This is a genomic window from Maribacter antarcticus DSM 21422, assembly GCF_000621125.1.
GTDB classification, from domain to species: Bacteria; Bacteroidota; Bacteroidia; order Flavobacteriales; family Flavobacteriaceae; genus Maribacter; species Maribacter antarcticus.
On sequence record NZ_KK211214.1, the window covers coordinates 1,061,742 to 1,086,981 of the forward strand.

Here is a 25,240-nt window from a genome sequence, read left to right on the forward strand (position 1 = left end):
TATTAGCTAATTTGAAATTTAACACCTATTACTTTAAATTCATCTATTTTTTGTTCTACTTTAATTTTCTTTTCAATATAATTTGATAAAATTATAGTACGAACTGTTTCATCAAACATTCCAATTTTTCGAGTAACCTCCTGATAATTAAAAGATTTTATAGTTAAGCCTTGCTTTTTATATGAATCATCATCAATACCAGGATGATAAGCTAAAATAGTTTTGTTTTCTAATTCTTCAGGTTTTAATGGTGTATTGTCAAATAACACCCATTTGTTTTTAAATTCTTCACCTAAATCATCATTTTTAACCATAGTTGCAAATACATTTTCTGAATATACACCAGGTTTAACTTTTAACCATTTTAAAGATTTTGAATCTTTATGTAGAATGAATTTTGAATATGCTTGTTTAGCCTCATATGCCGGTATATATTCTTTAAATTTAAGTTCAGCAGGCACTTCATCTTCAGCAATTACTTCCGATTTTGTTTGTAGCTGATTAAAGTATTCTTCTGCTTCTGCTCTAAATACATCAAATGATTTAGCTAAATCATTAAGATTTTTCATCTGAACTTCAAAGACAACCATACCAATATAATTATCTACTTTTCCAATGCCTTCAACATTGTTCAACTCTAATAATAACCTGTTCTTTTTTACATTTGAAAATGCTTCTCCCTTAATCTCAATAACGTAAATTATTTTATTATAGAAGAAGATGAAATCAGGAAAATACTTATGCGTACCATACTTAAAATGGATATTACGCTCGTTTCTTAACCAAAAAGGTTCTGCTTTATCAGGTTCTTGTTCGATTAGATAATTTACATAATCTGCTAACTGCTTTTCTGGAAATGAATCAAACTTGTCATAATCGTAAGCTGAATTTTCATAACCATAGAAATAATATCCATTCTTAATAAGCGCAACTAACTCATCCTTATCTTTTATTTTTCTTGAATCGTTGTTTTTGTCTTTAGTACGAATTTTAATCTTTTCTGTTTTAAACTCGTTCTGTAATAACCAGGTATTTGATTCTGAATCTAATGTATCAAGGTCAAGTTCAAAATACTCATTCTCAACATAATGTATATAGAAGTATGTAAAACTGTCTTTAAATCTATTTATAGCCAATTTATAATCTACATCATCTAAATTATAGAAATAAAAACCTACATCATTTAATAGTTTACCGTACTGTTGGAATGTTGTATATGTTTTAGGAACATCCGGTATTGCTTGTAATTCCTTTAATACTCTACCATATACTTCTTTCATATCTTTTTCAGATATTTCTAAGGTATCATAATTCCAATCTTGGTCTTCTCCTAATTTATGAAATATATTTTCATCTGTAAATAGGTCAATTTCGGTAAAGAAACTATTTGGTGTATATTTTAAAAAGCTCTTGTTTGCTGAATCTATTTCTCTATTAAATGAATTAGATATTAAAAAGTCTTTAATAATCTTATCATAATTCGTAATAACATCTTGAATATTAGCACCTTGCTTACGTTTAAAATCTATAGTGATTTTAGGTATTTGAATACCTTTTAGCTTTTCTGATTTAATTTTATTCTCAATAACTTCTTCTGCACCTCTTTCCATTGCAAAAGTTTTGTCATTTAAACCAAATTCTTGTTGAATCTGTAATACTACCTCTTCAAAAGAAGCTCCTTTGTCACAAATAATATGTAATTTTTCTGTATGTGTTAATAGGTCATTATTTTGAACATCGTCATAATCTCTTTGAAGTTTATTAAGTCTTACACCACGACCTACAATTTGTTTTACAGACGTTTTAAATTCTGAAGGTGTGTCGTTAATAATAACCATTGAATAAATATTGGGCATATCTATTCCTTCATTTAGCATATCAATAAAAATTACAATTTCTACATTATTCTTTTTAATATCATCAAATTGCTTTTTAACAAATTTATCTGATTTAGAATGTAGTAATATTGAAGTCTGCGCAACTTTATTAATTTCCTTTAGTAATACTGAAATATCTGAATTGTAATCCTTTTCAAACATATCCAGAATTAGATTTGTAGTTTCGGTATCTTCAGCTTTTGCCTTTTCTAAAATAACTTCTATAATATCAATATCTGTTGCTAAAACATTTTTAATATAAGTCTCAACCTTTTCTGCAAATACAATTTCATTTTTTACTTTAACAAAACCAATAGGCTTTAAGTCTCTACATATAACATCGCTATTTAGTGCTTTCTTTTTTACTAAATGCACTAAAAAGAATGTGTGCAGTTTATATTTTTCTATATCTGATAATTCTGTTTTTTTACCTCTTTTTTTAGATTCTTGTCCTGGCAACGCCAAAACACGTACTTTTTTACCATACTTATCTTCTAAAAACCTTTTAATATCATACTTATATACTATAGTTTGATTTTTCTTTTTCTGGTTTCTTTCAGTCTCTACCGCTGTTGCTGTAAACTCAATAACTGCTAGAGGATGAAACTCATTAATTACTTTTTTTGCTTTCGTACTTTGAGCATGATGTGCTTCATCTGTTATTATAACTAAATCATTTTGAGCTAAAAATTCTAATAAGCTAATTGTATTACCTTCTTTATCTTTCCAATCAGAACCTTCCCATTGCTTTTTAGTTTGAGTAGCATTTGTACCAAATTTATCTATGTTAAATACAAATATATTAGCATCTGTATCCGTCGCAAATAAGTCTTTAGTGTCTTTATAATTATCACCTGTAATCAAATTAAATTTAAAAGGTACTTCATCATGCCAGACTGTTTCAGCTGTACCCTTTGTAAAATTACGAATTGTTTTTTTATAGATTTCTGTTGATGATGGTGTTACAATTAGAAAGTTTTTGACATTATGGTATTTATTTAAGTAATAAACTGTAGCTCCCATTAGCATAGTTTTACCAGAACCAGTTGCCATTTCATAGCCAATAAAAGGTGCTAACTTACCCGTTTCTTTATCTACCTTTTCTAGTAATGGTTTTATGTGTAAATACTCTTTTCTTCTTAAAACATTATTTTGGATTGATACTGGTGACCTACAAACATCTATTGCTTGAGCATATATAGAATGAAGTGTGTAGATAGCTTCTTTTTGGTAATATCTAAATTGGTATTTAGTAACACCTTCTGCTAAATCTTTAAAAAAGGATGCTTCTGGTGTAAGATTGCCAAATATATCTCCAGCACTTGTATCAATTCTACCTTTTATATCTTCTAATTTAGAATGTAAAGTTTTTCTAAACTCTTGGTAATATGGTTTAATTACTGGCATATTCTATCTTTCTAATTCTGAAAATATTGCGTGAGGTACTTTTATAATAGCCAAATCTGATGGGATTGTATCTTGTGCTATGTCAATACCTTTGTTACTATAAATAACTAATGATTGAAAATCTGGTTGCTTTCTTAAAGTACTGTAGATGGTTTTAACATCCTCGTTTGTAATTGTTAAATTACTTTCTTGTGGTGTTGCTAAAAAGGCTAAACCATATACAGCTTTATTTGAAGAACCTGACAATTTACCAACTGTTGGTTTATTTGCTTGATCTTGGAATATTTGAGCAGGAAATACATTTATATCTTGCACAACGAAATCATACGATTGTAGTAAAGACTCTTGAATAAACTGCTTACCTAAAGACCAATTAAATTCTCCTTTTTTAGTTTCTTCATCTATACTAATAATAGATTCTCCTAAATGATAATATTTAAAAGAGCCACCACCTTTCCAATTTATAGATTTAGATATTCCTGATTGTTCTGTACCTATAACAATATCCGACAAACGAGGCAATATATGAGTATCAGCGTGGTTACCAAGCTCAACACCAACCCATCTTCTGTTCATTTTATGAGCTACCGCAAAAGTACTACCACTTCCACCAAAACAATCTAAAATTATGTCACCTTCTTCTGTAACTAAACTCAATATTCTATACAATAATTCTTCTGGTTTCTTTGATGTAGGGAATGAAACTCCTCCTTCGTTTTGAGTGTTTTGAAAATCAATATCATCCCAAAAATCACAAAGTAATATTGATACATCATCTCTTAACTTATTATTATAAAAGACCTTATTAACACTTGATGAAAGTGGTGAAAGTTGTCTTCCATTATAAAACATAGATTCATTACTTTCATTTTCATTTATAATTAAAACTTTATCTTTAAGTTGTTTTGATTTATTCTTTATTTCTTCATTTTTAAAAGATTGAGTCTGACAAATCACACCTTTATTTAACATTATAAACTTATAGTGTGTTTTATTTGATAAATCTATATCCTTTAGAGATTGACCTGATTCGAGAATACTTTGTTCAATTAAGAACTCTTTCAAAGAAGAAACTGTTTTATTTGCTTTATCAACTATATAATTGAAATGTGTGTCCCATCTCTCTTTTCTTTTATATTGTGGATTAATATTTATACGGTCTGAGTTTTTATAAAAAAGAATGGTATCTTTTTGCTTTAGAATAGTTTTGTCTTTATGAGCTGTTTTAGGACCACTTGGTGTTGACGATTTGACTGAAATTGAATTTACAAATCTGTCTCTACCAAAGATTTCATCCATCAATACTTTTAAATAAAAAACTTCATTATCATCAACGTGTATAAAAATACAACCATCATCTTTTAGTAAATGTTTTAAGATTAACAATCTATCTCGCATTAAAGTTAACCATTCTGAATGAGCTAAATTATCATCATAATGGTCAAAAGCCGCACCTGTGTTATATGGTGGGTCTATGTAAATACATTTGACTTTTTCATTATCTGGTAACTTGTCAAAATGTTTTTTTAACGTATTTAATGCTAAAAGGTTATCCCCTTTAATTAAGATATTTTCTATATCTGTTGTATCTTCTTCGTTCAAAATTTCTTTAATAGTATATTCCGAATCTGTACTAGGTAAAGATCCTTCTTTATCTTGCTCCACAGCTTTAAAACCTTTTTGAAACACTAAAGGTCTTGCTTCTTTAACACGTATGTCATCTCTATTTACCCAATATGGTTTATTACCTTTTCCTTCTTCTTCATTTAGTTCATAGAATAAGGCTTCATCTTTATTAATCCAATTAATACGAGGTGCAGAAATATCATTTGCTGATTTAATGCTATTCTCGTCAAGATTTACTATTGCTTTTTGTTTATTAAACCATTCCAGACTTAATGAACCTTTATATTTTTTAGCCATAATTTAATTTGCTTTTATACCAGAACATAATTGTCTTTGCCAACAGTTGGTACAAGTCGTTGGTGGGCAAGATTTCTGTAATTTATTTTCTCTTATATCGTTAGCAGAAGTAATGATGCGTTCTTTTATTTCATTAATTTTTGAGTTGTCTAAACGCTGTGTGTGTTTTGAGTTTTTATCTTCATCTAAATTAAATATCTGAAGTCGGTCTGCTGTTTTACCTGTTAGTTCCTTATAACCAAGCGCATACATAGATAGCTGCTCCATTGTAATATCTTGGTCTTGTGATTCTTTTTTACTTTTAAAGTCAATTATAGTAGTACTTTCATTACCATCTAAATCAATTCTCTTGATTAAATCCATTCTACCATTTACCATAATGCCATCGCCTAAATCTATTTGAATTTCTTGTTCAGCATATTCTATATTATCAAATTCTTTATGGTTTTCTTCCAGGTATGCTTTTGCTACATTATTTGTTGTTTTTTTTATGTTTTCTAAAACAATATTAGTAGCATAAGGTATGTGTACATGACTTTCTACTAACTCATCTATATTAATACTTGAAACATCCTCACCGCTTAAATGTCTGCGATGCATTTCCATTAGAACATTGTGTATGGAATTACCATATCCCATACGTTCTGTAATTGGTGAAACGAAACCGTATAAACTAATTAGTTTAAAACGATAAGGACAATCAAAGAATGCCTTTAAAACAGAAAAGTTTAATTGTATTGCACCAGCTTCTTTTTTAGTTGTAGGTGTTAAATTTGCTAAATGTGAATAATCAGGATTTTTATCTGAAATGATATATTCCGAATTACTTATTTCTTTTGCAAATAGAGATTCTTTTTGATATAGTCTATTTTCTTTACTTCTCGTTATAAAAAGGTACTTTTGAGAACGGGTAATTGCAACATAAAACAAACGTCTCTCAGCTTCTTCACTTACTTCTAATCTATGTTGGTCTTTAATCCAGTCTCGCTCAATAAAATGCCATATTTGTTTGCCTCCTGGTCTTTTAATGGGCAAGTAGTTTTTATTTAAACCGGGCACAAAGACAATAGGAAACTCTAAACCTTTAGATTGAAAAATAGTAGTTAATTGAACAGCATTAGGCGTTTTATAGCTATTGTTTAACCATCCTTCTGGATAATAACCATCTGCCGAATAGTTTAAAAAATTTAAAAACCCTTTTAGTTTATATATTGGTTTATCTTTAAAATGAATTGTTGCAAAATCATTGATTATTTGAGAAAACATACCAAGATTATAATAGATAACTTCATTAATTTCATTGCCGACAAAGCCTGCATGGTCTTTATCTACAAAAACCTCTTCTGATAACTTCGCTTTTTCAATAAACGTCCAAAATATTTCCTGGATATTGAACGTACTAAAGTACATTTTTGGTTTTGGCTTCTTTTTACCGATTGCTTCAATAGCTAAATCTAAATTCTCGCTTTCTATGTTATCTGATACAGCTTCCCAATATGCTTTTAATGTATCTTCTTCAATATCATTGTTTAAGTATTGGTAAATTGCTTTAGATGCTTTAATCTCTGGTCTTTCAAATAGGTTATTTACACCACTTACAACAAATGGTATATTATGTTCTGCTAACTTCTCCATTATCGAGACAGCTTTTTTCCAGGTTCTTAATAAAATTGCACAATCTGAATAATCTAAACCTCTTAATGCTCCTTTATTTTTGTCTTGGAATTCTTTACCTCTTAATTTCAGAATTGTTTCTGCTATAAACTGATTTTCACTTTCAACATCTTCATATTGATTATAAATTATATCACCATCTTTAAATCGCTGGTGACCTTTAGCATTCATTATTTTAGGCAAGCGTTTTGTATTGTTTGTAATACACTTTAATGCAGAATCAATAATACCTTTTGATGATCTAAAATTATCTTCTAATTTTATATAACTAACATCCTTATAACGTTCTTTAAATTGCTGAATATATTTAATATCAGATAAACGCCATTCATATAATGTTTGGTCATCATCACCAACTACACATATATTGCAGTTTGATTTTGATAATTCTTCTATTAGGTTTTCTTGAACTGGGTTTACATCCTGGTATTCATCAACCACTAAATATTTAAGATTACTTAAAATATTATCTTGAAAATCTTTATTTGACTTTAGGTTTTTTATAACCTCGGTCATAATCATTGTAAAGTCAAAATATGAATGTCGGTGAAGTGTTTCTTCATAACTATTAACAGCATCTTCCCATTCATCTGGTAACACAACTCCTTCATTTAATTCTGCTTCTCTAAATAATGACATAATTGCAAGAAAACGACCTGTGTCTTTATATCTGTCCATACCAACAGAAGCCATTCCAATAAAATTATAATACTTATCCACAAACAGTTTTTGTTTAATATCATCTAATATGGAATATTTTTGATACTTAAATATGTTATCCTGGATAGCTTGTAAACACCAAGAGTGAATTGTACCAATATACATATCAGCAAGCCCTTTTATATCGCCAAGTTGTTCCCGGCATAACTTTAATACTCTTGTTTTAAGTTCTGTAGCTGCTTTTTCTGTGTAAGTAAAAGCAATAACGTTTTTTGGCTCAACATTATCTTGTTTGAGTATTTCTACTAAACGTTGGCTTATTACTTGTGTTTTGCCAGCACCCGCACAAGCAATAATTTGTAGATTATCCTTAATAGTATTTATAGCAATTTCTTGCTCTTTGGTGTATTGCATCTAAAAGAAAAGTATTCGAATTACATATCTTATAAAAATACAGAAAGGCATTTCAAAGACTGCCTTTCTGAATAATTTTAGTTAACATACTTCCAAACAAATCGTCTACTTTGTCCACGTTCGCCTCTACAGCACTTGGATATACAGGTTTTAGACAATCCTGTTAGTTTAGATGCCTCAGAAACAGAAACATACTTGGCTAATAAAACGCCATTTAAATTAAACTGCAGTACTTCCTTCCTTCTAGCATCCTTTTCAGGTTTGAAGGGTTCATTATAGCCATAACTCCAAAAGTACCCAGCAAACCTTTTATTTATACTTAAACAAGCCCTAGATAAGTGCTGTTTGGTGGTGTTTACTTCTTTTGCAGCATTATCTAAGCATTGAAACGTGTTCTTCAATCTACCAGTGAACAAATCATACTGATATACTGTTTTTTTAAATCCTCCTCCTGTATCAGAATTGTAACCCTTTTCAATTGATTGGTATTCCATTATGTACTGTTTTTCTTTTTGCGCTAATTCATTAGTTGAATTTGCCGTATCAATCAGTTCCCAGGTGAAGGCTTCAGGACCATAGGTGCTAATGGCATTGTGAAACTTATTTGGTTCCCCTCTATTAGCTCTTTTTGTATGATCTTTTTGACGCTCATTTAGAGAGTCGGAGGTTGCCCCTACATAAGAATGACCATTTTTAGTATTTGTTACTTTGTATATTATTCCTTTCATCATTTTTAATTTTTGAAAGGTTGGTTGGGTCAGAAGTTTTTGCAAACCTTGGAAATCTTATTCTATACTAAATATTCATCTCATAAAAACAACTTACCTAACCTACCTTAGTTACCTTTTTACTTTTTTATTACTACCAGATATTTATTAAGACCATCCACCTTCATGGTTTGAAATCCTTTTGATTTAATAAGTTTACCAAAACTTATAGCATTCAAACTCAAATAAGTGTTAGCTCTAGCCTTTATGTAGCTTATTATTTCGGAAGCATTCATTTTTGAGATGGTCTCACTTTCGTTAGCCGTTGGCTTTCTGAAGTACTTATCAAAGTATTCCTCCTCAATATCGGTCTGTTTGAACTGCTCATTGTTTGCCTCTATCTTAATAATATCTTCTATGTCAAAAAAGTGTTTAAAACCCTGTTTTAATAATGACATAGCTTGAGCATAAACATTATCCATGTTTACCTTTCTTAAATAATCTATATCCAAGGACTCAAACACTAAGAACCTTCTATTTCCAGTGACATCTATTAAAATATCTTTATGGTTGGAACTCCCAACGAAAGAAGCTCTTCTAACGTAATTTTCAGTAAAATAGCCATAAGCCCTGCGTTCACTAACCGTGTCCTTTGTAATTAATTCTTTAAATGCCTCAACCTGATTTTTGGTGTAGGATGCCAATTCGTCCATATTAATTAATATACGCTCCGAGAGTAAGATGTTAGAATCTTTATTGTCAGGTTTAATCTTCCCTGAATAGCAGTATTCCTTTAATTTGGATGGAACTAAATTGGTCAGCCAAGTAGTCTTACCTGAACCTTGTTTTCCTGTAAGTATTAATACTGAATGATTCGTTGATCCCACCTCAATGGCACAAGCTACAAATGCAACCATCCATTTTTTAAACGCCCATTGAAATAATTCATCATCGGTGGTTTTCACCATTTTAGACAGTTTTTGGATGTAATCTGTATGACCATCCCATTGTGGTAAGTTTTGAAAATATTCCTTAAAGGGGTCAAATTTGGGTACATAATCAGATAATAACAAGCTTTTTAGACCTTGTACAGACGTACTTATACCGTTGTTCTTTAATTCCCTGTATATAGAGTTTAGCTTGTAATCTTGAAGCAACTTGAACTCCTTATTTCCATTGATATCTTTATAAAGGGTTCTACCTAATACGTCATTATATTTAAATATATATTTTTCGTTTAGAAATTTTTCTATTTCCATAATTGTAATTTTAAAATAACTTCTTCGCTCTCCTATTCATCTTCGTTTGGTTCCATTCTGCCGAGAGTAATTGCCTCGATTTTACCCATAGGTATATTATCGAGTGTTAGTGTTTCAAATCCTTTACTTCACTAAATCGGAATAAATAATTATTTTGACTATTTCATATAACTTGATTTATCGTTTCTAGTCTGTTGACGATAAAATCAGTGGTATTCTGAAATTGTTATGGAAAGAATACTGCGCATAATTGCAGTTAATCATAAGTAGTAAATATACAAAAAATAAACGAAAAAAGCAAGTAAAATCGTAATTATTTTGTAACTAATAACATGACAATCAATAACTTAAAAGATTATTATGTGTCATTAAAAAAATTATTTTTTCATACTAAAAAGAGAATTAGGAAGACATAAATTAGCCCTCCTAATTCTACTAAATGAGCTCAAAATCATTTTCAGTGGTTCTTTGATAAAGCAGGAACCGTCTCAAAAGCTTGGTTATCCAAAATACAGCATGACTGCTTAATATCTATAGCTATTCGATAACTTCGTGCAGAATATCAAAATGATGGTAATTGTACGCTTTACCCATAATGATAAACACTGTTTTCAGTTCCATTGTCACCTTAACCTCGTCCACCCACAAAATTGTTCCTAAGCTAAACCCTTCTAAGTCCTTTGTTACAGATACTTTAAAAGGGGTTATAAGCAGTTTTAAAAGGTTGTTCCAGGTAACTATGTAAAGTTCGTTAGGGGAGCTGTATTTCAATATTTCAGCCAATTGTTTATCTGTCATATCTTTATTTTGTAGATGCTATTCACAACCTTTAAAATTTGGAAAAGATGCAAATGGCTATAATATAATTATGACAAGAGCCAATTGGAAGTTCCATTTTGAATGGAATTCCCTAGGTTATTCACTAACTCGTACGCATTTACATTGCGTTCAAAATTGCTATCTATGTAGGAACTCTTGTTTGCTTCGGTGAACATATTGTACAGATTCCATAGGTTTACGGAACCATCTGGACTCCTTCCAAAATTGGGGCAGCCATAATAGTTCTTAATCACATTGTTTATTTGGCTATCATTCAAGGCTATTGGGAATACCGTTTTTTGTTCTGTTTTATCCAAATGTTGGTACATGCGTAGTTTCCCGATAAAATGTGCAAACTGCCTTTCAGATAGTTTGTACTTGCTCATGTCTACCATTATACCCAAATGTTGCTCCGTGTTATAGTTAGAAAACAATGGCCCCATCTGGTGTTCTAAGTCAAGAATAGAACCAATCCGCACTTCATTTGAAAAACCATCCGTACTGATGCAGAGGTTAGTGCATACGCTATTTTTAAACCCAATGAAGATTTTGAATTTTTCTAGGGATTTCCCACTATACAAGTTCTCTTGATTGTAAGCCCTTACACCTCCAATACTTAAATTAAGCTCATTGCCATTGACCGTATGCTTCATTCCTGGCACTTCAATAATGAAAGCACAGCGTTCATAGTAAATGGTTTTCTCATGTGCCAAAAGTTCCTTAGCTGGTTTCCCTACTGCTGATGGTATTCTACCCTTCACCACATGACTAATCCTAACTTTAGGTACTGCAATCCCCATATCAGGAAAAAGACGCGTCATCGCTTCTTGAGCTTGGTTAATAAATTGGTAGTGGGAAATAGTAGTTTCGTTGTCTTTTGAAAAAACTGGAATAATGCAATCATTTTTTAGGTGTTCCAAAGAGACCTCTTGTGTATTGGCTTCAATAAATGGACTGGTTGAATTATTCATAGGCTCTGCGACATCTTCTATCATAGAATACGGATTGTGATTAGTTATTAGTTCCATGTTCTTTTGTTTTTAATGGGTTAATAATTTCCTTTTTGGATACTACTTGGCTGTGAATTGCTTCCAATTCAGCCTTACGATTAATGATTATAGGGTGTGTCAGTTCTTTTAATCCAATATACTTTTGGTACAAATGTCTTAACCCCTCTATGGTTGTGCAAACTTCTATTTCTTTTCTAGCTTGGTCTACCGACAATCCTTGATTGCACCATTGCATCAACTTTCTACCCGTAGATGCATTTATAACAAACTCAGGTTTTCCAGAAAATAATTCCGTTCTGTCCTTAGATGCCTTTGCCAAATGATTTTCATTTATCAGCTCGAAGTTTGCTGTCAGTTCATACTCGAAACCTTCACGTGTAATGGCTTTTAAACCATGTTTGACCACCTTTGTCTTCCCATTTGAAGTAGAGTCCATGGAATAGTCAACTTTACGCCTTACCGTAGTAACTACATGACATTTTGCATGTAAAATGGCATCAATAAATGCTTGATGCCTTGGTGTAACTTTAGCCCAGTCTTGGAACCTTCCTCCTAATTGTTCATGTATCTGTAGGCAACCACCTTTACCTTGCCACTCATGGGTAATACTATCGATGATTATGACCTCCATAGAAGCCTTTTCACATGTTTTAAGGGCATTTATATACTGTTCTGGAGTATAGGGCTCATTCAAGGGCAATACGTTAAAACTGCCAAGATGAGCGTAAAGGTTTGCGCTGTTATTTTCTGTATCAATAATAGCAATCTTAGACCAATCATTGGTTATGCCATAAGCTAAAAGCAATGCGGAATAGGTTTTACCAAATCCACTAGCTCCACTGAGTCCAAGCCTTAATTTTACTTGGTTTCTTTGTGCTTGTTGTAATTTCATAATGTTTTTTATTTAGGTTTATAATTAAAAATATGAGGCTTGGTCATCTGCTTTGGAACAAAAAAAGACCCCTAAAAAGAGGTCCTTTGTTCTTGTAGATGCAAAACGGTAATTATACCGCTAGTGCCTTATCTATTACATTATTATTGACTATACTTTCTTCCTCACCAATATATTCGTTTCGGTGGGTTAGATTTATGATTTCACCAGTGCTTGGAATGGCATATTCATAAGGCTCAACATTCACTTTTTTGATTCCTCCAGGAAGGGTAGTTCCTTTAAGGCTTTCACAGGTCATAATATCAAAAGTGCAGGGTACCTTGGCAGTCTTTGCCGTTAAATAGGTTTTGCCACTTTCTTTACTTTTGACAGCTTCAACTCCTCCTTGAACCACAAGTGCGTGGAATTCTGACCCATCTTTTCTTTGATAGGTTTTGTAATCTACAATCGTAACCATAGTTCTAAAATTTTAAAGATTAAATAATACGGGGGGTATCCCCAAAACCATAAAAGGGTGGGGGTTGAAGTCTATGTTAGGGCGTTCTCACTTTCAAAAAAGAGTTGAAAAAAATATCTTGGGAAAATTTTTAAACATGAAAAGAGAGATGAAATATTAAAATTTGACTAGCAAATTTTGTATTCTTTCCCAAAAACTTAGGTTTCGAACTAGTTTTTTTATTTGAATATCATTGACCATTTTCTCCATAGCATCTACAGACTTAAAATCAATTAGAATCCCTTTATCAAATGTTAGATGCAAAGTATGTTCGTAACTGGGTAAATAATTATCGTAATCGTAGGTAAGAACCTCTCCATGAGGCACAGCTATTACCCCAGAAAACCAGTTTGCAAAAACTTTCTGTTGACCAGGGAATAAGTATTCCATTCCTACTTCTATAATGGTTCTAGATGCTTTATCTACCTTATTCCCCTCTAAACATACTAAATAGAGTTGGTCATGCTCTAGCTTCCATGTTCCTCTATAGCCCCGCCAACAAGCCGTTGTTCTGAAATTGAAATTTTGCACTTTAGATAACTTATTTAGATACGGTTCTAATGGAGTGGAGTCCATACCATGCTGTTCATCATTAATTATTATTATCTCTCTTATTTGTGCGGTCATGGTTTGTTATTTTAGTTGATTAATTTTTAAAAGCTTTAATATGAATAACTTAAAATTTGAAGATGTACCAACGGCTATGGAAACAGTTATAGAAAAACTATCACTGATTCAGCAAGAACTGGAGGATATCAAAAAGAATTTTTAGCCGAATGAGCCTCAGAAGTTAATGACTAGGCAAGAAACAGTAAATTATTTCAAGGTAAATATGTCTACTCTCCACAACTGGACGAAAAAGGACCAGCTACTTGCCCATGGCATTGGTGGTAGGGTTTACTATAAAAGGAGTGAAATTCAAGCTAGATTAATTAGGATAAATTGAAATGAACACAATCTATGTTAATACTATTGTTCTTGAGTTTATGCAGGAATTTTATTGTTAATAGCCTAACTTCAGGAATTTTAAATAAGATTAACACATCGATTTTATACGATTATCTTAGCATTAGAATGTATTTTACATTTATAAAAGCAGGTAGGCAAACATTTAAGAAAATACTAAACCAAATTAATGACAAGTAAACTTAATCTTAGTTTGGGGTTTTCTAGAAACCCATTTTCAAAATTTTCTGCAGAAGAAGAAATAGAATTTCATAATGAGATTTTTTATGAACCTACTTTTTATCAAACTTTATTAGATGATTTGAAATCTGGCACAAGTAGATTTATTCTAGGTCAAAGGGGGCACGGCAAATCTTCAATAATTCATAAATTAAAAACAGATTTAGAAAAAGAGCAAGTTTTAACTATAATTATCGACCGATTTGATGAAGTATCATTGACTGATAATAAAATTGAATTATTAAATTTAATTTTGCAGGAATTTGTAACTAAATATGTCCTGTTTTTAGATAAAAACAAAGTTTATTTAAAAATGCTAAACAAAGAAGATAAAGAAGCTTTGTGTTTATTAGTTAAACTTTTTTTTCAACCAATAACTAAAACCGAATACGAAACAAGATTTGATAATATTAATAGTATAAAAACAAAAAATTGGTTCATAAATTTATATAATCGGGTTGTTAAACCAACTAATTCATTGATTGGTACTGGGATTTTAATAACATCAAAACTAATTGCAGATTCGTTAAACCTGAATAGTGTTGAAACCAAAACTGCTTATATTGAATATCTGTCTGAAATGGATAATATCAATATTTCAGCAAGTCATCAAGAACAAGAACTTAAAAATAGTAAACGTCACCTGAAAGAACTTCTAAATAAATTAAATTTAATAACGAAAAAAACTTACTATAAATCTTCTGTTGTACTATTCGACAAAGTGGATGAATTTCAAGAGTTAAATCAAGAAATAGGTAAAATAGCAAGTTTTACAGAAAGTATTTTAACAGATACCGAGCTGTTATTACAAAATGACATTGCAATAGCATTTAGTTTATGGTCAGAAGTAAAACCAATCCTAGCTAAAAAAGTGCGCTTCGATAAATTTAAAGAAATAGATATTAGTTGGAGGAAAAATGATATGGAGCCATTAATTGATAAACGAATTTCACATTTTTCAGGAAATACAAGAAGCTTTTCAAGCTTATTCCTTCTCGAGGCTGATAAAGATAATGTTATTAATATTTCAAATAAATCACCAAGGGATTTAATTTCATGTTTATCCGATATCTACGATTATCAAACCTCTAATAGCGATTCTTCAATCTTTGAAACTGAATCTGTGTCAAAAGGGTTAATAAAATTTGCCAATAGATATGATTATTTATCAATGTACCCATCAAGGACAGGTAAAAATAAAGATGTTATTAGTATGATAAATTTAATTTTACGAACAAGGAAAATTAATATTACAATTTTAGATTTTAACACAACTTTTAATCAAAAAACAAGATGGAGTACAGGGAAAGTAGAATCTATGGTAAAATACAAATTGGTAGAAGAGGATTCAAAATTAGGTCCAAAAAACGAAAAAATTTTTAACGTTTTAGACCCAAAATTAATGCATCTAATTAAAAGAGGTATTACCAGTTTAGAAAATAACTAGATGCAACAACGTATTCTCGGTAAAGCTCTAGTTCAGTTCTCAGAAGGAACTATTTCTTCATCAACCTTTTCATCTCCTCACTAACTCTTTTCTGCACAACCTTCCCATAATACTCTTGGGTTATTTTTATACTTGAGTGTCCTAGCAATTCACTCACAATCTCCATAGGTACGTCATTATAAAGGAGCACAGTAGATGCAAATGTCTTTCTTGCCATATGATGACTTATTCGCTTCTTTATGCCAACAACGGCAGCAATTTCCTTTAAGTAGGAGTTGATTTTCTGGTTGCTGAATTTTGGTAATGCAGAATGTTTATCATCCTTGTACTTATCTAAAATTGTCTTAGCTTTAGGTAAAAGGGGTACAGAAATCATCTTTCCTGTTTTCTTGCGTTTCATTTGAATCCATTCATTGCCATCAAAGCCTTTTATGATGTGTTCTCTTTGTAAGATAGACATTTCATGATACGCCAATCCCGTATAACAACAGAAGATAAAGAGGTCTTTGACTACTTGTAATCTAGGTTGAATAATTTCATAGTTTTCAAGGGTATCTAATTCTTCCACAGTAAGAAAAATAACGCCTTTTATGACCCTTCTTGGCTTATGAAGCACAAAAGGGTCTTTATCTAAATATCCCTCACCAACAGCCGTTAAAATAGGTTTTCTGAAGCGTTGTATGGTCTTGTTTACAGTAACCTGACGCTGTTTCTTCTCTGTTTTCAAATAGAACTCAAAGTCGTCTAAGAATTGTATAGTTAGCTTACTGAAGGGTATATCTTGCTTCTTATACTGCCATCTAATAAAGGATTCTGCCTGTATGCAAGCATAATAATATTTCTTCCAGGTGGCTAGTTCTATGTCGATGCCAATTAAATTATTCTTTTTTTCAAGGAACTTCTTAAAGTAGGCTATCAAAAAGGTTTCCTGACGGCTAGGTTCACCTAAATAATGTTTAAATATATCTTCAACGGTAAATTCAATTTCGGAAAGCTGTAGTTTTAAGTATTCCTTTTTGATATTTCCCTCAATAATCTGTAATTGAGTATTTAGTTGCTGACTTGCTATTGATTTTGAAATTGAGACTTGTTTTTTAGCATTCCAGTTATCAGGATTTACAAATAAGCCTGTAGAAAATGCTTTTCTTTTAGATTTGAATGTAAGTCTGCATGAGATAGCACATAGACCTTGCTTATTAATTTTCGCTTTGAGTATTACGAAACGAATAGATAATTTGTTTGGGTTCATAACCAATTGATTTTAATGTTAAACAATTGGCATACAATTCAAATTTCAAAAATGGTAACCTCGAGAATAATAATGGTAACCTTAATGGTAACCTTTTTCATTCTTTAAACTTGACAAGTTGACTTTTAGGAGGAATTTGCTAAAACACCTTTAAAACTAGTAGGGGTAGGGTTTTAAACGAAAAAATCCAATCTAAATAAATAGATTGGATTTCATTAAAGTGACCTGGCCGGGGCTCGAACCCGGGACCCTCTCCTTAAAAGGGAGATGCTCTACCAACTGAGCTACCAGGTCAAAAACAAATCAGGATATTTCCCTCATTGCGGGTGCAAATATAAGAGGATTCATTTACTATACAAGTGCATTTTAAGAGAATTTTTTTTTTTTTTGAAATCGATTAAAATTAGTTCAATTTTACACAAAACAAACACGTGAAAATAGTATTGGTAGGGTATATGGGTAGTGGAAAAACTACGATAGGAAAGTTAGTAGCTAAACGCTTGAAAATTAAATTTTTAGATCTGGACGGGTATATCGAAAAAGCAGAAGAACAAACCATAGCGCAGTTATTTTTGGAGAAGGGTGAGCTGTATTTTAGAAAAAAAGAATTTTTTTATTTGAATGAAATTTTAAGTTCTGATTCAAATTTTTTGTTGTCCACTGGTGGTGGAACACCATGTTATGGTGCAAATATGGAGGCAATAACTCATAAAACAGCAAATAGTGTTTATCTGAAGGTTTCTTTAGATGAACTAGTAAGGAGACTTTCTACAGAGAAGGCTCAACGGCCACTAATCAGGGATATAGCAAATGCCGAATTACCAGAATTTATTGGGAAACATCTTTTTGAGCGGAGTTTTTACTACAACCAAGCCAATATTACCATTTCTTATAACGAAACTACTCCCGAAGAATTAGCTAACGAATTAGTGAAGCGGTTAGTTTAAAAACACCCGATCATTTTTCGATTCAAACAACACATTTACATGTTCTTGCAAAGAAGTGGATAATGAAATTCCTTTATAATCTGCTTTTACAGGATATTTTTTATGGTTTCGGTTTACCAGAACGGCTGTTTTGAGCTGTTTTAATGGTGTTCTCAAAAAATGATGCACGCCATAGATAAGAGTTGTGCCTGAGTTTAGCACATCGTCTACCAGTACTATAGACTTGTTTTTGAAATCATTCTCCGAAATAGAAGTGCTAACACCACTTTTTAGTGGGTTGCTCTTATCCATCATTACCTTGCACAATGTTATTTCTGCATTAGTAATCTTACGAAGTACAGCGATTATCTTTTTTGCAAACTTGGTGCCTCCTCCATCTATTCCTGCAATGATGATTTGTTTCTCATCTACATTAGCTTCATAAATCTGGTAGGCGATACGTTTTGTCTTGAACTGTATCTGGTCATGGGAAAGAATAAGTTGTTCCATTAGTCTAATACTTTAAGTTTTAAATATAACGTGTGTTTTACCTATGCGTCTTTATCTATTTCTGAATCGGTTGGCTTGTCTGTTTCATTTGGTTTTTCCGACGTTATTGGCTCATCTAAATAGTCATCTATTTCTCTACGGTCTTTTTTTGTAGGTCTTCCAGCACCCTTTTTTCGATAGTATTCCTTTGAGTATTTTAATAGCTCATTGTGCTCAAAGGCCTCTTTTGGGGTAGTGTCTTTTCTGTACATGTCTACCAGTTTTGCCCCTACACGACTTGGTGGAATATCTAGTACCTTAAATTGATAGTTGATTTGATTCTTTCGCACGATTATAGCATCCGTCGGAAAAACTTCCCTGCCTGGCTTTGCAACGTGTTCGTTTATTTTAACATGCCCTTTTTTACAGGCATTTGTGGCAATATTCCGTGTTTTAAAGTAACGTGTACTCCACAAGTATTTATCTATCCGCATTACAAATAAAAATCTTTGTTAAGGTTCTAAGCAAAAATAGGGGAAAATTGTATCTTGCGCGCTTAATAATTAAAATGATGAAATTAAAAAATATCTGTTTAGTTGTATGGTTGGCAGCTGCAGCGTGGTCTTGTGGAGATGATGATGAAGGACCCCAAGCACAGGTGATACCTCCAAGGTTGTTAAGCGAGGTTGCTGTTGACAATGATACGGAAATAGTAGCTTTTTTAAAGAGTCATTTTTATAACTATGAGGAATTCCAAAGTCCTCCAGCAGATTTTGACTTTAGAATAAGATTCGATACTATATCCGGTGATAACTCGGATAAAATTTCCATTTTTGATAGTAGTCAACTTAATGCAGTCGAGTTTGGTTCGGAAACTATTACGGTAACATCTGCAGACGTGGGCGTAGTATCCGGTGATGAAGTTGTAAATAGTAAATTATATTATTTAGTAGTTAGGCAAGGGGTGTCGGAGTCAGTACCTACTATTGGAGATAACTCTATTTTAAGATATGAGGGTTCTTTATTAAACGGACAAGTATTTGATTCTCAAGTTAGCCAACCTGTAAAATTTAATCTGTCTCAGGTTGTTCGTGGCTTTGGTAACGGGATGGAATATTTTAAAACAGGAAGTGCTGTAATAGAAAATGGAGATGGAACGTTTACTTATGAAGACTATGGTATTGGCGCTATTTTTATGCCTTCTGAGCTAGCATACTTTAATACTCCTACGAGTAATTTAATTCCAATTTATGCTCCTTTGGTTTTCAAGATAGATGCGTACTCGTTTGAGCCTAACACCGATACAGATCAGGATGGTATTCCTTCAATTTTGGAAGATCTTAATATGGACGGAAATCTCAACAACGACAATACAGATAGTGCGGATGAAGTACAAGCAACTATTGTTAACTATCGTGATGCTGACGATGACAATGATGGCATTCCAACCATAGAGGAAATAAACTTGAATGCAGATGGTACATTTTTATCCTTTAAAGATACCGATGGTGATGGGATTTCTGACCATTTGGATATTGATTCATAGCTATTTCCTATGAATTTATTGATGTTAGAATTATTTCCAAATATTTAATACATAGGTTTTAGAATCTAAAATAAGATACTGTAATCTCTAATTTTCATAGATTCAGGTTACGAATAAGGCCATTTGACACTCATTTTTTTTTGAAATAACAATTTGGTTTAAATAATCTTATAGTAGCATGTTACTTTATATATTTATTATTACAAATTTCATTAAAAGACAGCAAAAAAGAGCCCTTTAAGTTTATTCTTAAAGGGCTCTTTTTTGCTGTCTTTAGTGCTGCACTAAAGTTTTAGGGACAAGCTCAATATGATTTGGTCAGGTCTGGTATCTACTCGGTCGTCGTTAAGGGTAAGTTGGGTACTATCTATGAAATTCAATTCGTTCTCGCTAAAACCTCTTTCGTAACGTACATCTAAACCAAATTTCCCGAAACTTACTCCTGCACCTATGTTTAGGCCAACGGTAAAATCATTTTCAATGTTATCGATAGTTACCCCATCAAACTTACTATTCAAAATATATTGGAACGCCGGGCCTGCAAATATGCTTAAAGGGCCTATAACTTTAATACCTACTAAAACAGGAACATCCAATTTGTTTATTCTTAAGTCTCCTTCATCGTAGTCGGATGTGGTGCTGGTATATACCAATTCAGGCCTTATATATATCTTATTTCCTAATTTGCCAAAAACACCTACATGGTAGCCCACATTTCTGTCAGGACTTTGCACCGCGTTTTCTGCGGAATCAAAGAAATCCCCATTACCGGCGTAGTTTATACCACCCTTAATGCCAAATCCAGAACCATTTTGTGCTAAACCAAAAAATCCTGACAGCACTACTGCTGTAATTAAAACTATTTTTTTCATAATCATTTTGTTTTGATGAGAAAACGGTAATCAATAACAATACCAAACATCCCATTTCTCGCTATAACATCAGAACGCAAAGCCTTATGCTTTATTGTTTTATGCCAATATGGACTAGCGAGCGGTATATTATTTAATCGATTAAGATATAGATTTACCCCTTTTAGATATTTGCTTTTTATTAAGTTTTGGGGACTTTGAGTTCGTTATATTTGTATCCTTATTCATAAGCTTTTGAAATTTACTTTACACAAGACCGATCCACTTAGCAAAGCAAGGGCAGGAACCATTAAAACAGACCATGGTTCCATACAAACGCCTATTTTCATGCCTGTGGGTACCGTTGCTTCCGTAAAGGGAGTACACCAAAAAGAACTACGGGAAGAAATTAAACCTGATATTATTTTAGGCAATACCTATCATTTGTTCCTAAGGCCCAAGACGCATATATTAAAACAAGCCGGGGGTCTGCATAAGTTTATGGGATGGGAAAAGAATATCTTAACGGACAGTGGAGGATACCAAGTGTATTCCCTATCTGCAAATAGAAAAATAAAGGAGGAAGGCGTAAAGTTTAAATCCCATATAGATGGTTCTACCCATATGTTTACCCCGGAGAATGTAATGGAAATACAGCGGGTCATTGGTGCGGATATTATTATGGCCTTTGATGAATGTACCCCATATCCTTGCGATTACAACTACGCAAAACGATCTATGCATATGACGCATCGCTGGTTGGATAGATGTATCAATCATCTCGAAAAAACACCTTTGGAATATGATTATGCTCAGACTTTTTTCCCGATTGTGCAGGGATCAACGTATACCGATTTAAGGCGTCAGTCCGCCGAATATATTGCCAATTCAGGTGCAGAAGGAAACGCAATCGGTGGCCTTTCTGTAGGAGAACCAGCGGATGAGTTGTATGCAATGACCGAGGTGGTTTGCGAAATATTACCAGAGGATAAACCCAGATATTTAATGGGGGTAGGGACACCGATAAATATTTTAGAAAATATTGCCCTTGGGGTAGATATGTTTGATTGCGTTATGCCGACCAGAAATGCTAGAAATGGAATGTTGTTTACGGCTCATGGCTCCATCAATATAAAGAATAAGAAGTGGGAAGATGATTTTTCTATATTGGATGAAATGGGAACTACTTTTGTCGATCGTGAGTATAGCAAGGCGTATTTGAGACATTTGTTCGCAGCTAATGAATATTTAGGAAAACAAATTGCTACGATACATAATCTAGGATTTTATCTTTGGTTGGTACGCGAGGCCAGAAAGCATATTTTGGCAGGTGATTTTAGAGAATGGAAAGATCGGATGGTAAAACAAATGGATAAAAGGCTCTAATGCTTTCGATAATTGATAAATACATATTAAAGCGGTATTTGGCCACATTTTCTTTGATGTTGCTCCTCTTCATTCCCATTGGTATTATGGTGAACTTGGCAGAGCAGATAGGCAAAATGATTGATAATGAAGCCCCACTAAACGAAATCTTGACGTATTATCTCAACTTCACCATTTACATTGGTAATCTGCTATTTCCTATTTTTCTTTTTTTATCGGTAATCTTCTTTACCTCTAAACTCGCCAATAACACTGAAATTGTAGCTATTTTAAGCTCTGGTGTTTCTTATGGTAGGTTTTTACGTCCTTACTTAATTGGAGCATCTATGATAGCGGTATTGATGTTCTTTATGACCATGTTCATCGTACCTAATGCCAGTCTTGGCTTTAATGAATTTAAGTTCAAATACCTTAAAAAGGGAAAGAAAGACCGTATCACCAATAATATTTTCAATCAGTTGAATGAAACTGATTTTATTTATGTGAGTAGTTTTGATCCAGCCCGGCAGTTGGGAAACAATTTCACGTTTGAACGTTTTGATGAAAAGAATGAACTTAAATTTAAAATTTCCGCAGCAAATATTAGATGGGTAGAAAAAGATAGTACCTATAGATTAACTTCCTATAGTAAACGAACGGTTAAAGGAGATAGTGCATTTATTGAAAGTAAAAGGCGCCTTGATACTCTGTTTCCTTTCAAAATCAACGACCTTACGCAGGTATCCTATGTAGCAGAAACGAAGAATCTTTATGAATTAGACGAGTTCATCAAAAGCCAAAAAAGAAAAGGGGCATCCAACATTAATACTTATGTTCTTGTAAAATACAAAAGGTGGGCCTTGCCATTAACGGCTTTTATTTTAACCATTATTGCTGTTGCTGTATCCTCGGTAAAAAGACGCGGAGGAATGGGGATTAACCTAGCGTTCGGAATTTTAGTGGCCTTCGTGTTTGTATTTTTTGATAAAGTTTTTGGTACCCTTGCAGAGCAATCAGGATTTCCTCCTTTGTTGGCTGTAATTATCCCTAATGTTGTTTTTGGCGTTTTGGCTTTTTACTTGCTACAGAATGCAAAAAGATAGATTAAGCAATCTCATCCATCTCCAAATTATAGTTTTTATTTATGGTTTTACGGCGATTCTTGGAAAACTAATTTCTATAGACTCCTTACCGCTGGTCTGGTATCGTATGGGATTGGCCTCCCTATTCATTCTCGTATACATTCGTTTTTCAAAATTCACACTGCGCGTAAATACGAAGACCTTATTGTGGTTCACTTTTGCGGGCATTATAGTAGCCTTACATTGGGTTACTTTTTTTTTGGCGATTAAGGCATCTACAGTTTCCGTAGCCCTAGCCATGATGTCCACTGGAGCATTGTTTACTGCTATTATAGAGCCAATAGTGTACAACCGTAAAATAGTTGGGTATGAATTGCTATTAGGATTATTAGTCATTTTAGGGCTATATCTTATTTTTCGTGTAGAGTCTAACTATGTTTATGGTATGATAATCGCTTTAATTTCTTCCTTTTTGGCCGCTGTTTTTTCGATTGTAAACGCACAGTTGGTGAAGAAGAATAGACCATCTGTAATATCGTTCTATGAGCTAGTAATCGGAACTTTATTCTTAACCCTGTTGCTTTCAGTTACAGGAGGTTTTACTTTTGAATTTTTTAGATTAGAAGTTTCTGATTGGTGGTATCTAATTGTTTTGTCACTAGTATGTACGTCATACGCCTTCATCGCATCTGTAAAAATTATGCGGGTGCTTACCGCCTATACGGTTATGTTAACCAATAATTTGGAACCCGTATACGGCATATTGTTGGCATTGGTGTTTTTCGGCTCGGAGGAAAAAATGAATTCTCTTTTTTATGTGGGTGCACTGATTATATTCGCTACAGTAATTACAAACGGTATTTTAAAACATAGGGCTAGTAAAAAGCAGTCTTCACCTAAAGGTTAGGCTTTAAAGTTTTATCTTTGAACTCACAACTAACTAAATTTTTTTTTGAACTATGGAATATTTGGATTTTGAACTTCCTATAAAGGAGCTGGAAGACCAATTGGACAAGTGTATGATTATTGGTAAAGAGAGTGATGTTGATGTTACCGAAACCTGCAAACAGATAGAGAAAAAATTAACGGAAACTAGAAAGGACATTTATAAGAATCTTACGGCTTGGCAGCGTGTTCAACTTTCAAGACACCCAAACAGACCATATACCTTAGACTATATCAAAGCTATTTGTGGAGATACTTTTTTGGAGCTTCACGGTGATCGTACCGTAAAAGATGACAAAGCTATGATTGGTGGGCTTGGAAAAATAGGAGACCAGTCTTTTATGTTTGTTGGGCAGCAAAAAGGATATAATACAAAGACAAGGCAATATAGAAATTTTGGTATGGCAAATCCTGAAGGGTATCGTAAAGCGCTTCGTTTGATGAGGTCGGCCGAAAAATTTAATGTTCCTGTAATTTGTTTGGTAGATACGCCAGGAGCATATCCAGGAATTGAAGCGGAAGAGCGAGGACAGGGAGAAGCTATTGCTAGGAATATTTTGGAAATGACAAGGCTTAAAGTACCAATTATTGTCGCTATTATAGGCGAAGGTGCTTCAGGTGGTGCATTGGGGATTGGCGTTGGGGATAAAGTACTGATGTTGGAAAATACATGGTACTCGGTTATATCACCAGAATCTTGCTCCTCTATCTTATGGAGAAGTTGGGAATATAAGGAAATCGCTGCATCTGCCTTAAAATTAACCGCTACCGATATGAAGAAACTAAAGTTAATAGATGAAATTGTTAGGGAACCTGCAGGAGGTGCGCACGCGAACAGGGATAAAACTTTCGATATTCTGAAAAATAAAATAGTTTCCCATTATGGTGAACTTCAAAAGTTATCACCAAAAGAATTAGTAAAACAGCGTATGGATAAATACGAACAGATGGGTGTTTTCAATGGTTGATAGACCATTTTTGTAACCTCAAGAAAATCCAGAATTTTTAAACTCTGGA

The 25,240-nt window shown here is 32.8% G+C and carries 22 protein-coding genes and 1 tRNA gene; 8 read left to right on the top strand and 15 right to left on the bottom strand.

What is annotated here, in order from left to right:
• Window positions 1–2 precede the first annotated feature (2 nt).
• The 10 genes from Q360_RS0121125 to Q360_RS0121170 all read right to left on the bottom strand — a co-directional run bounded on the left by Q360_RS0121125 (window position 3) and on the right by Q360_RS0121170 (window position 13,765).
• Window positions 3–3,284 (bottom strand): DEAD/DEAH box helicase, encoded by a 3,282-nt coding sequence (locus Q360_RS0121125; RefSeq protein ID WP_027078855.1) that lies wholly within the window; start codon window positions 3,282–3,284, stop codon window positions 3–5.
• A 3-nt stretch (window positions 3,285–3,287) separates the two neighbouring features.
• A complete protein-coding gene (locus Q360_RS25015) occupies window positions 3,288–5,207 on the bottom strand; it encodes a site-specific DNA-methyltransferase (RefSeq protein WP_051554853.1) in 1,920 nt (639 codons plus the stop codon).
• A 3-nt stretch (window positions 5,208–5,210) separates the two neighbouring features.
• Window positions 5,211–7,955 (bottom strand): ATP-dependent helicase, encoded by a 2,745-nt coding sequence (locus tag Q360_RS0121135; protein WP_027078856.1) that lies wholly within the window; start codon window positions 7,953–7,955, stop codon window positions 5,211–5,213.
• 77 nt (window positions 7,956–8,032) lie between these two features.
• On the bottom strand, window positions 8,033–8,686 hold the full coding sequence (locus tag Q360_RS0121140) for an NUMOD1 domain-containing DNA-binding protein (RefSeq protein WP_027078857.1): 654 nt from the start codon (window positions 8,684–8,686) through the stop codon (window positions 8,033–8,035).
• Between the two features lie 116 nt (window positions 8,687–8,802).
• Window positions 8,803–9,921, bottom strand: a complete 1,119-nt coding sequence (locus Q360_RS24175) for a VapE domain-containing protein (protein WP_051554855.1) — start codon at window positions 9,919–9,921, stop codon at window positions 8,803–8,805.
• Window positions 9,922–10,458: 537 nt separating this feature from the next.
• Entirely contained in the window at window positions 10,459–10,719 is a 261-nt protein-coding gene (locus tag Q360_RS24180; protein ID WP_027078858.1) for a hypothetical protein, read from the bottom strand.
• Between the two features lie 68 nt (window positions 10,720–10,787).
• Window positions 10,788–11,768: a DUF3871 family protein gene (locus Q360_RS0121155; RefSeq protein WP_027078859.1), complete on the bottom strand. Its 981-nt coding sequence runs from the start codon at window positions 11,766–11,768 to the stop codon at window positions 10,788–10,790.
• Entirely contained in the window at window positions 11,752–12,642 is an 891-nt protein-coding gene (locus tag Q360_RS0121160; protein ID WP_027078860.1) for an AAA family ATPase, read from the bottom strand. The genes Q360_RS0121155 and Q360_RS0121160 overlap by 17 nt, the downstream gene beginning before the upstream one ends.
• Window positions 12,643–12,754: 112 nt before the next feature.
• Entirely contained in the window at window positions 12,755–13,099 is a 345-nt protein-coding gene (locus Q360_RS24185; protein WP_036196359.1) for a hypothetical protein, read from the bottom strand.
• Window positions 13,100–13,255: 156 nt separating this feature from the next.
• On the bottom strand, window positions 13,256–13,765 hold the full coding sequence (locus Q360_RS0121170) for a hypothetical protein (protein ID WP_027078861.1): 510 nt from the start codon (window positions 13,763–13,765) through the stop codon (window positions 13,256–13,258).
• 166 nt (window positions 13,766–13,931) lie between these two features.
• Here Q360_RS0121170 and Q360_RS26895 point away from each other — a divergent pair, with 166 nt between their 5' ends.
• Together Q360_RS26895 and Q360_RS0121180 are read left to right on the top strand one after the other, a co-directional pair.
• Window positions 13,932–14,084, top strand: a complete 153-nt coding sequence (locus Q360_RS26895) for a helix-turn-helix domain-containing protein (RefSeq protein WP_262493243.1) — start codon at window positions 13,932–13,934, stop codon at window positions 14,082–14,084.
• 189 nt (window positions 14,085–14,273) lie between these two features.
• Complete coding sequence (locus Q360_RS0121180) at window positions 14,274–15,770, top strand: P-loop ATPase, Sll1717 family (protein WP_027078862.1); 1,497 nt, start codon at window positions 14,274–14,276, stop codon at window positions 15,768–15,770.
• 49 nt (window positions 15,771–15,819) lie between these two features.
• Here the strand turns inward: Q360_RS0121180 and Q360_RS0121185 are convergent, their stop codons facing one another.
• Complete coding sequence (locus Q360_RS0121185; RefSeq protein ID WP_027078863.1) at window positions 15,820–17,019, bottom strand: site-specific integrase; 1,200 nt, start codon at window positions 17,017–17,019, stop codon at window positions 15,820–15,822.
• A 221-nt stretch (window positions 17,020–17,240) separates the two neighbouring features.
• A tRNA-Lys gene (locus Q360_RS0121190) sits at window positions 17,241–17,313 on the bottom strand.
• Between the two features lie 137 nt (window positions 17,314–17,450).
• Between Q360_RS0121190 and Q360_RS0121195 the strand changes: the two genes are divergently transcribed.
• Window positions 17,451–17,966, top strand: coding sequence for a shikimate kinase (locus Q360_RS0121195; protein WP_027078864.1), 516 nt, complete (start codon window positions 17,451–17,453; stop codon window positions 17,964–17,966).
• Here the strand turns inward: Q360_RS0121195 and Q360_RS0121200 are convergent.
• Both Q360_RS0121200 and Q360_RS24195 read right to left on the bottom strand, forming a co-directional pair.
• A complete protein-coding gene (locus Q360_RS0121200) occupies window positions 17,958–18,455 on the bottom strand; it encodes a phosphoribosyltransferase family protein (RefSeq protein WP_027078865.1) in 498 nt (165 codons plus the stop codon). The two genes, Q360_RS0121195 and Q360_RS0121200, sit on opposite strands and share 9 nt — an antisense overlap.
• A 41-nt stretch (window positions 18,456–18,496) precedes the next feature.
• Window positions 18,497–18,928: an RNA-binding S4 domain-containing protein gene (locus Q360_RS24195; protein WP_051554857.1), complete on the bottom strand. Its 432-nt coding sequence runs from the start codon at window positions 18,926–18,928 to the stop codon at window positions 18,497–18,499.
• A 74-nt stretch (window positions 18,929–19,002) separates the two neighbouring features.
• On the opposite strand from Q360_RS24195, the gene Q360_RS0121210 reads away from it, so the two are divergent.
• Window positions 19,003–19,980: an FKBP-type peptidyl-prolyl cis-trans isomerase gene (locus Q360_RS0121210; protein WP_036196361.1), complete on the top strand. Its 978-nt coding sequence runs from the start codon at window positions 19,003–19,005 to the stop codon at window positions 19,978–19,980.
• A gap of 284 nt (window positions 19,981–20,264) precedes the next feature.
• Here Q360_RS0121210 and Q360_RS0121215 read toward each other — a convergent pair whose 3' ends face one another.
• On the bottom strand, window positions 20,265–20,852 hold the full coding sequence (locus Q360_RS0121215) for a porin family protein (protein ID WP_027078867.1): 588 nt from the start codon (window positions 20,850–20,852) through the stop codon (window positions 20,265–20,267).
• A 234-nt stretch (window positions 20,853–21,086) separates the two neighbouring features.
• On the opposite strand from Q360_RS0121215, the gene tgt reads away from it, so the two are divergent.
• The 4 genes from tgt to Q360_RS0121235 are packed head-to-tail and all read left to right on the top strand — an operon-like array spanning window position 21,087 to window position 25,191.
• Window positions 21,087–22,217, top strand: coding sequence for a tRNA guanosine(34) transglycosylase Tgt (gene tgt, locus Q360_RS0121220; protein ID WP_027078868.1), 1,131 nt, complete (start codon window positions 21,087–21,089; stop codon window positions 22,215–22,217).
• Window positions 22,217–23,299, top strand: coding sequence for an LptF/LptG family permease (locus tag Q360_RS0121225; RefSeq protein WP_027078869.1), 1,083 nt, complete (start codon window positions 22,217–22,219; stop codon window positions 23,297–23,299). Before tgt ends, Q360_RS0121225 begins: the two co-directional genes overlap by 1 nt.
• The gene (locus tag Q360_RS0121230; RefSeq protein WP_027078870.1) at window positions 23,286–24,185 is read left to right on the top strand and encodes a DMT family transporter; all 900 of its coding nucleotides are present in this window, start codon (window positions 23,286–23,288) and stop codon (window positions 24,183–24,185) included. Before Q360_RS0121225 ends, Q360_RS0121230 begins: the two co-directional genes overlap by 14 nt.
• A gap of 52 nt (window positions 24,186–24,237) precedes the next feature.
• Complete coding sequence (locus Q360_RS0121235; RefSeq protein WP_027078871.1) at window positions 24,238–25,191, top strand: acetyl-CoA carboxylase carboxyltransferase subunit alpha; 954 nt, start codon at window positions 24,238–24,240, stop codon at window positions 25,189–25,191.
• Window positions 25,192–25,240: the final 49 nt, after the last annotated feature.